The 8296-nt window shown below is 65.4% G+C and carries 6 protein-coding genes; 2 read left to right on the top strand and 4 right to left on the bottom strand.

The genetic code is table 11. The features are described from left to right. Positions 1–39: 39 nt before the first annotated feature. The 4 genes from rsmA to FKM97_RS23275 are packed head-to-tail and all read right to left on the bottom strand — an operon-like array spanning position 40 to position 5355. Positions 40–873 (bottom strand): 16S rRNA (adenine(1518)-N(6)/adenine(1519)-N(6))-dimethyltransferase RsmA, encoded by an 834-nt coding sequence (rsmA, locus tag FKM97_RS23290; RefSeq protein ID WP_144294861.1) that lies wholly within the window; start codon positions 871–873, stop codon positions 40–42. Continuing rightward, positions 873–1916: a 4-hydroxythreonine-4-phosphate dehydrogenase PdxA gene (gene pdxA / locus FKM97_RS23285; protein WP_144294860.1), complete on the bottom strand. Its 1044-nt coding sequence runs from the start codon at positions 1914–1916 to the stop codon at positions 873–875. Before pdxA ends, rsmA begins: the two co-directional genes overlap by 1 nt. 26 nt (positions 1917–1942) lie before the next feature. Further along, positions 1943–2923, bottom strand: coding sequence for a SurA N-terminal domain-containing protein (locus FKM97_RS23280; protein WP_144294859.1), 981 nt, complete (start codon positions 2921–2923; stop codon positions 1943–1945). A 56-nt stretch (positions 2924–2979) separates the two neighbouring features. After that, on the bottom strand, positions 2980–5355 hold the full coding sequence (locus FKM97_RS23275) for an LPS-assembly protein LptD (RefSeq protein ID WP_170241098.1): 2376 nt from the start codon (positions 5353–5355) through the stop codon (positions 2980–2982). 516 nt (positions 5356–5871) lie between these two features. On the opposite strand from FKM97_RS23275, the gene FKM97_RS23270 reads away from it, so the two are divergent. Both FKM97_RS23270 and FKM97_RS23265 read left to right on the top strand, forming a co-directional pair. Next, positions 5872–6954 (top strand): ABC transporter ATP-binding protein, encoded by a 1083-nt coding sequence (locus tag FKM97_RS23270; RefSeq protein ID WP_144294857.1) that lies wholly within the window; start codon positions 5872–5874, stop codon positions 6952–6954. Positions 6955–7025: 71 nt separating this feature from the next. Further along, a complete protein-coding gene (locus FKM97_RS23265; protein WP_144294856.1) occupies positions 7026–8138 on the top strand; it encodes an ABC transporter substrate-binding protein in 1113 nt (370 codons plus the stop codon). Positions 8139–8296: the final 158 nt, after the last annotated feature.

Genomic DNA, 8296 nt, shown 5'->3' with positions numbered 1-8296 from the left:
GGCGGGGTGGATAGGGGAAAATGGGCGGGGGTGGGGGGGTCAGGGGAGGAGGCGGGCGAGGCGGCAGAAATCGGCGATGTCGAGGCGTTCGGCGCGCTCGGTGGGATCGATGCCGGCCGCGTCCAGGAGGGCTGCGGTGTCGAGCTTCAGGCTCTGCAGGCTGGAGCGGAGCATCTTGCGGCGCTGGCCGAAGGCGGCCTGGGTGACGCGCTCCAAGGCCTGGGTGTCACACGGCAGAGGCTGCGCGCGGGGGGTGAAATGGACGACGCTGGAGGTCACTTTCGGGGCCGGCACGAAGGCGCGCGGGGCAATGTCGAAAAGGATCTCGGGCTCGGTGCGCCACTGGGAGAGGACGGCCAGGCGACCAAAGGCCTTGCCGCCGGAGGGGGCTGCGATGCGCTCGGCGACCTCGCGCTGGAACATGAGGGTCATGGAGGCGAAGAAGGGCGGCCAGGGCTCCGTCTCCAGCCAGCGGACGAGCAGGGGGGTCGCCACGTTATAGGGCAGGTTGGCGGCGATGCGGGCCGGCCCCGAGACCAGGGCGGCCATGTCGACGGCGAGCGCGTCGCCGGGGATGATGGTGAGGCGCCCGGGGGCAGCCGCGGAGATCTGCTCGAGGGCCGGCAGGCAGCGCTCGTCGCGCTCGATGGCGACCACGTGGGCTGCACCCTCCAACAGCAAAGCACGGGTGAGGCCGCCGGGGCCGGGGCCGATCTCGATGATGGTGTGATCGTGGAGCGAGCCCGCGGCGCGGGCGATGCGGCGGGTGAGATTGAGGTCGAGAAGGAAGTTCTGGCCCAAAGACCGGCGCGCGGCCAGGCCGTGGGCGGCGATCACCTCGCGCAAGGGCGGGAGATCGTCCAGGGCCGCCATCAGGAGGCGACCGCGGGGCCAGCCCCGGGGCTAGCGCCGGCTGTGGCCATGGCGGCGGCCATCTCGATGGAGGCGATGAGGCTCGAGGGATTGGCCCTGCCGGTCCCGGCCAGGGAGAAGGCGGTGCCGTGGTCGGGAGAGGTGCGGATGAAGGGCAGGCCCAGGGTGCAGTTCACGCCCTCGTGGAAGTCGAGCAGCTTGACCGGGATCAGGGCCTGGTCGTGATACATGCACAAGGCGACGTCATAGGTCGCCCGCGCCTCCTCGTGGAACATGGTGTCGGCGGGAAGGGGGCCCACAACATCCAGGCCCTCCGCCCGCAGGATGGCCAGAGCCGGGGCGATGATGTCGCGCTCCTCGGTCCCCATGGCCCCGTCCTCGCCGGCATGGGGATTGAGGCCGGAGACGGCCAGGCGGGGGTGGCCAATGTGGAAATAGGCTGCGAGATCGCGGGCGACGATGCGGGCCTGGTCGAGGATGAGCGACTGGGTGATGGACCCGGGCACGTGTTTCAGGGGCATGTGGATCGTCAAGGGCACGGTGCGCAGGCCGCGGCCCGCCAGCATCATGACGGCCCGGGCCGGACGGCCGCGCTCCACGCTCAGGGCCTCGAGGAATTCGGTGTGGCCGGGATGGCGGAAGCCGGCCTGGTAGAGGTGGCTCTTGGCGATGGGATTGGTCACCAGGGCGGCGGCGTCGCCGGCCAAACAGAGGTCGACGGCGCGCGCGATCGCCTCGATGACCAGAGGGGCTGCGCGCGGATCGGGACGGCCGGGCGCCACGGCGATGGAGGCCGACAGCGGCAGGACGGGGAGGGCGGCGTCGAAGGCTGCGGGCGCATCCGCAAGGCGGGCGATCTCGCCGATGGGCACGTCGAGGCCGAGCCGGCGCGACCGGTCGAAGAGGAGCTGGGGATCGCCGAGCACGGCAAAGGCCGGCAGATTGCGGACATGGCGGCGCTGCCATGCCATCAAGGTGAGCTCAGGTCCGATTCCGGCGGGCTCGCCCATGGAGAGGACGAGGGGCCGCGTGGCAGAGGTCATGGAAAAACGCCTGTCGAAGAGAACGCCTACTGACTGTAGGAGGCATCCTTATAGTCGATGAAGGCGTTGCGGCGAAGCTCGCGGATATAACGTTCCGTATAGAGGCCGACACGCTCGTTGAGGAGCATGTTCTCGATCTGCTCGCGGCTGACCGCCGGCGGGGCGATGGTCTGCTTGCCGCAGAAGCCGATGAGCTGAATGCCCTCCTTGGCGCGGCTCGGACCGATCAGCCTGCCGGTACCGGCCTTTTCGATGGCCTGCTTCAGCTGGGGCGGCAGGTTCTCCGGCGGGACGGGGACCGTGGGCCGGATCTGGACGTTGAAAATGCCGCTGGTCGCCTTGCGGGCGCTTTCGCAGCCCTTGTAGTTCTGCACGACGCGCTGGGCCTCGACGAAGCGGGCATAGAGCAGCTGCTCATCATTGCCGTCGATGGGCAGGCGGATCTCCTGGAGGAGATAGATGGTGCGCGGCTGGCGGCTGGGATCGGATTCGATCGCCTTCAGGCGCTGATCGACCATGGCCGATTCGATGTTGGTGTTGATGTTGTAACGGCCGGCAATGATTCGGTTCCAGGCGATGTTGGACTGGACCCGCTGCTTCAGGGTGGCCATGTCGATGCGGCTCTTCTTCAGATCCGCCGTCCAACCGGGGACCGTCGTCCCGGCGCGCGAGGCCATGCCTTCCAGCGTGTTGTTGATGTCGGCCTCACCGACGGTGACCTTCAGCCGCTTGGCCTCCTGAACCTTCAGGGTCTCGTCGATCAGCTCCTCGAGGATCTCCTTGCGGGCGGCCTGGCCTTCTCCCTTCGAGGGATAGCCGATGATCCGGTTCAGACGCATGCGCTGTTCGATGTCGTAATTGCTGATCGGCTTGTCATTCACCGTGACAATGACCGATTGCTGGGCCAAAGCCGCCCCTCCCGGCAGCAGAGAGGCCATACAGACTGCCAAAGCGACCATCAGGGCGCCGGGCACCGAAAACGTCATTTTACCGAATCTCGCGCGCATTCTCACTCTTCGTTCACCGGAAACTGGGCCGCCGACCCTTCGCACAGATGTGCAGGTCAGTCGATGCCGACGCTGCCCTTGATCGCTCCGAGCGTCCGGAACGATACGGACAGTATAATGGACCGCTCCTCATTGACATCGCGATCCTTAGTAAAATCCTCGGCATAGGCCAAGCTCACCGACATACAGTCGCAATCCCAGCCGATGCCCATCACATTCCTGACCTGACGGTCTTTGTCCAGATCATAGCGGGTGCCACCGAAGACGCGCCAACCTTCCCAAAGGTTCAACGAGCCTTGTGTCCATATCTGATGGACAGGATCCGGTCGACCATAGTCGGGCGCAGCCTCTACATCGGCGTAGTTTACGGCGGCAGTAAGGCGCGAGAAGGTGCCGGCGACGCCCAGCTCCTGCGCACTCAGCTCCATGTTCTTGTCATCGAAGCGGGCGCTGTAGGTGCCGGTGAAATATTCGTTGGGCTGGATCTGGAGCGCCGCGATCACGTCGGAGGACTTGCCGTCCAGGCCGGATCCGGTCGTGAAGCTGTTCTTGCCAGCCAGGTGAAAGCTCTGGCCGATGGTGGCCTTCACGAAGCCGCCGGAGGGAAAGAGCATGCTGTAGGTCGCGCCGATATTGGCCCGGGTGCCGCCCTCGTAGCGATCGAGACCGGTGAAACGGTCGGACAAGAAGATGCTGGTCTGATCGAGATTGAGGGTGATCGAATCCTCGTTCGAGATCTTGTCCACATCCGTCTCGTTGGTGGCGGCGATGATCTGCACCACGGGGGAGAAGACGTGCTGGCCGAAGGTGTCGGTGCGCACGAACGGCATGCGCAGATCCAGACCGGCGCTGGGCAGAAGATGACCGGTGGTCTCGTCCTTCACGAGACCGGAGGGCGCCGACTGCGAAGGCAGATCGCGCACCGTATAGGCGTCCGCCCGCAGCGTGGCGAAGGGTGTGGCCACCATCCCCATGCCGGAGACCATGCGGCGCGACCAATGGGCCTCGCTGACGAAGCGGGTCGCATCCGATGCCTGTTCCACCGTGGGGAAGGGGATCGTCGGATCCTTCCGGTGCAGGCTGTAGAAATTCGTATCCAGGCCCAGTTCGCCGCCGAGAACCGTATCCTCCAGCGTCCAGTCATGGAGGATCTGCGGAACGAGATAGGCGTCCGCCGATTTCTTGTCGCTCTTCAGCAGGCCCTGGAAATTGTAGAGGGTCGAGCGGAAGTAGTTCCGGTCATCGATGCCCTGCATGTAGATCTGGCTGATGAGATCGGTGCGGCTGTCGATGTCGTAGCGGCGCATGAAGGTCTGGTCGGTGGTCGCGGTGCCGTCCCAGCCCCATTGCCAATTGCGGTTCAGCTCGAAGGCGCCGGCACTGCGGACGAAGCCGCGGAAATGGCGGTCGCCAGGCGAGGGGATGTTCGTGTCCAGCTGATAGATGCCGGCGGCATCCACATAATATTCGCCATTGGCCAGGCGCTGGCGCCATTGCGCCCGCAGAAGCGGCCCCTGCTTGGTGGTGAGGACCGGCATGAAGGTGATGTCGTAATCCGGCGCGAGCGCCCAGAAATACGGGATCTCGATGCCGAGGCCTACATCCTTCGAGGTGACCACGCGCGGCACGAGAAAGCCCGACAGACGCTTGACCGTGGGATCGGCCGTGGTGACGTCGAAGGGCATGGGGCCGATCGCCAGGCCGAAAAGGTCGAACTCCGCATCCTTGTGGGTGATGGTCTGGGCATTCTCGTCATGGATCGATTCGCGGGCGCGGATCTGCCAGGCCGGCTTGCCATTGGCCATCACGCAGGTCATGCACGCGGTATAGGTCGTCCGCTCATAGATCGTGATGTTGCCTTCCTTGCGGGTGGCATATTCGGCCGTGATGACCGAGTTGTTCGTCAGCAGCAGCTTCAGATAGCGCGCAAAGCCCTCGCGAAACTTGTTGCGCAGCTCGAGCGTGTCGGCCTGCAGCACGTTGCCGCCGGGCTCCTGCATGACCACGCTGCCATTGGCCTGCATGCGGTCATTCTTGGGATCGTAGATGACGCGAGTGGCGTTCAGGACATAGGGGCCATAGGTGAGATGGACCATGCCCACGGCGGTGGCGATGCCGGTGTTGCGGTCGTAGAGGATCTTGTCGGAGACGACATCGACCGGCGTGCCGGGCGCCGGCTGCTTCAGCTGCGGATTAACGGGGGTGCCGGTTTCGAGCCGGGGATCGGGGACGCTGAGATCGTCCTCAGGCCCGTAAAGATTGCGCGGATCGGTGAGGTCGTCGCTGACAATCGGCGGTTCACCCACCTGGGCAAGGGCAGGATGGACAGCGGTCAGCGCCAGAACGAAGGCACACAGAGCCCCGCGGCCGAGACGCGACACGGGCGTCCAGCTGGAGGTGTGCCGCAAATCGGCGGCGCGATGCCTCAGCACCCTTCCCCTCAGGTCCCGCATCCCTCTCATCACATTCGACCACCGACCCAACGCGTGCCTGGCGGCACGATCGGCAGTCACTAAGCTTCCAGCGGCCGCCTGCATCGACACCGCCTGCCATTCTCTCTGACGTTGCGGAACTGTGTCTCTCCCCACGGGCCCACGCCGAAAGCCTCTCTTTGTAGCTCGGCCCCTTTGGGAAAGACCAGCAAAATCAATTGCCATCCACATGGATGAATGGATGGAAGCGATCAGTGTATTTGTACAGTAGCAGAGGAAAGAAAGCGTTACCGGTCGAAAACGCCGCCGAACGCGGGAGAGTCGAATTCGGGGGAAGTGTGACCCGGGAACCACGGCGCGGGCGGAGGGGGCCGGCCCCTGCGGCAGAGGGCCTCTCGGTCGAAAGTTGTCAGCCGGAATTTCGATTGTTGTCGCGTGCCGTCCGCGATAGCCTCGCCTCATAAAAAGGGTGGGGCGAAAACAGCCCCGGGGAAGTTCATAGTTTCAGGGTACTCGATGGCGGACGTCCAGCTCGAGGCGATCGAAATTTCCAAACGGTTCGGGCAGTTCACCGCCCTCGACCGCATCAGCATCGGCATCGAGCGGGGCGAGTTCCTGACCCTGCTGGGCCCCTCGGGCTCGGGCAAGACGACGTTCCTCAACATTCTCGCGGGCTTCGAGGGCCCCAGCGCCGGGCGGCTCGTCCAGGACGGCCAGGACGTGACGGCGCGGCCCGCCGAGCAGCGCAATTTCGGCATGGTGTTCCAGGGCTATGCGCTGTTCCCGCATATGACGATCGCCCGCAACGTGGCGTTCCCGCTGCGGGTGAGGAAAATTCCCGCCGAAGAGCAGCGCGCCAAAGTCGCCCGCGCGCTCGAGGTGGTCGGGCTGAGCGCCCAGGCAGAGAAGCGGCCGAGCCAGCTGTCGGGTGGCCAGCAGCAGCGGGTGGCCCTGGCGCGGGCCTTGGTCTTCGCCCCGGACATGCTGTTGCTGGACGAGCCGTTGTCCGCGCTCGACAAGAACTTGCGCGAACAACTTCAGATCGAACTTCAACGGATCCACCGGGAGGTCAAGACGACCTTCGTGTTCGTCACCCATGACCAGTCGGAGGCGCTGGCGATGTCGAGCCGGATCGCCATTTTCGACCATGGCAAGCTCCAGCAGATCGGTGCGCCGGCGGAGGTCTATGTGCGCCCGGCCTCGCAATTCGTGGCGGAGTTCCTGGGCAAGATCAACCTGTTCCCGCTGCAGGCCGCGGCGGGCCGGGACGGCGTCGTCGAGGGCGGTTTCGGCGGGCGCAGGCTGAGGGCGCCGGGCGCCGTCAACGGGCGCGACGTGGTGCTGGGGGTGCGGCCGGAGCATGTGGAGATCACCCGCGCGCCGCACGGGGAGGACAATGCGGTGGAAGCGGTGGTGACCGGCGTCGCCTATCACGGCGCGAGCGTGGCGCTGACCCTGAGCCCGGCTGAGGGCGAGGCCGACCGGGTCCTGTCGCTGACGGTGCCGGCGGAGCGCTGGATGGAGCAGGGGCTCGACCAGGGCCAGGCCGTCTGGCTGAGCTGGGCCCCGGAGCGCGGCATGATCCTGCCGAAGGACTAGGATCGTATGGGCCTGCCGCCCGGATGGATTTTGAATCCCAGGACCGAAGGGCCTGGATTGTGGAGGTGGTCATGAACGGCGCATTTCAGACGGATTGCTTCGAGATCCTGAAGCAGAGGCTCGCGCGCGGCGAGATCGGCCGACGGGATTTCCTCAAGGGGATCGCGCTGCTGGGGGTCGCCCCGCTGGCGCTGAAATCGGGGATGCTGTCGGCGCAGGAGAAGCAGTTCGTCCTCGTCAACTGGGGCGGGGATGCGATCAAGGCCTTCGACGAGGCCTTCGCCCAGCCCTTCGCCAAGGCATCGGGCCTGACTGTCAAGATCGACGGGGCGGGGCCGACGGAAGGGGCGATCCAGGCCCAGGTGACCAGCGGCAAGGTGTCGTGGGACGTGGTCGATGCCGACATCTTCTCGGCGGAGGCGCTGGGCAAGAAAGGCTTCGTGCAGAAGATCAATTTCGACGTGGTCAAGAAGGACAAAATCCTGGAGGGCGGCTGGAACGACTATGCGGTCGCCAATTACTATCTCAGCTACGTGCTCGTCTATGACAAGGAGAAATACGGGGACACCCCGCCCAAGACCTGGGCGGATTTCTTCGACGTCGAGAAATTCCCGGGCAAGCGGACCATGTATAAGTGGATGGTGGGCAATCTCGAGGCCGCCCTCCTCGCCGACGGGGTCGCCCCGGACAAGCTCTATCCCCTGGATGTCGACCGGGCCTTCAAGAAGATCAAGGCGTTCAGCCCGAATATCGCCGGTTTCTGGGGCTCGGGGGCGGAGAGCCAGCAATTGATGCTGGAGGGCGAGGCGTCCATGGGGCTCCTGTGGAACACGCGCGCCAAGCTGATCGACAAGGACAGCGAGGGCAAGATCACCTACGGCTTCGCAGAAGGCTTCCTGGGACCCTCCAGCTGGGCCATCATGAAGGACAATCCGGCAGGCGCGGAGGCGGCGAACGCCTTCATCGCCAGCGCACAGGACCCGGCGGGACAGGTCAAACTGCTCGAACTCCTGGGCAACGGCCCCGCCAATCCGGCAGCCGCGGCCATGGTGCCGGCGGAGCTCAAGAAGGACGATTGCACCCAGCCCGAGGCGGTCAAGGTCCAGCATCAGCTGGACCAGAGCTGGTATGTGGAGAACTATTCGGCGACGCTGGACAAGTTCCTGGCACTGATCTCGTCCTAGGGGGGGCCGCATGGGGTCCCGGATCTGCGCTGCGCTCCGTCCGGGATGACGGTGGAGTTGTTGGGTCATCCCGGGCTTGACCCGGGATCCGTTGCGGCAGGGGGCCCGAGCCGCATGGGGTCCCGGATCTGCGCTGCGCTCCGTCCGGGATGACGGTG

It is taken from the genome of Rhodoligotrophos appendicifer (genome assembly GCF_007474605.1).
Lineage (GTDB): Bacteria > Pseudomonadota > Alphaproteobacteria > Rhizobiales > Im1 > Rhodoligotrophos > Rhodoligotrophos appendicifer.
This window is presented reverse-complemented; position numbering and strand designations above follow the sequence as displayed.

Excerpts from the sequence above, each read along its gene's own strand:
- rsmA (WP_144294861.1), bottom strand. The coding sequence starts at position 873 with ATGGCGGCCCTGGACGATCTCCCGCCCTTGCGCGAGGTGATCGCCGCC.
- pdxA (WP_144294860.1), bottom strand. The coding sequence starts at position 1,916 with ATGACCTCTGCCACGCGGCCCCTCGTCCTCTCCATGGGCGAGCCCGCC.
- FKM97_RS23280 (WP_144294859.1), bottom strand. The coding sequence starts at position 2,923 with ATGCGCGCGAGATTCGGTAAAATGACGTTTTCGGTGCCCGGCGCCCTG.
- FKM97_RS23270 (WP_144294857.1), top strand. The coding sequence starts at position 5,872 with ATGGCGGACGTCCAGCTCGAGGCGATCGAAATTTCCAAACGGTTCGGG.
- FKM97_RS23265 (WP_144294856.1), top strand. The coding sequence starts at position 7,026 with ATGAACGGCGCATTTCAGACGGATTGCTTCGAGATCCTGAAGCAGAGG.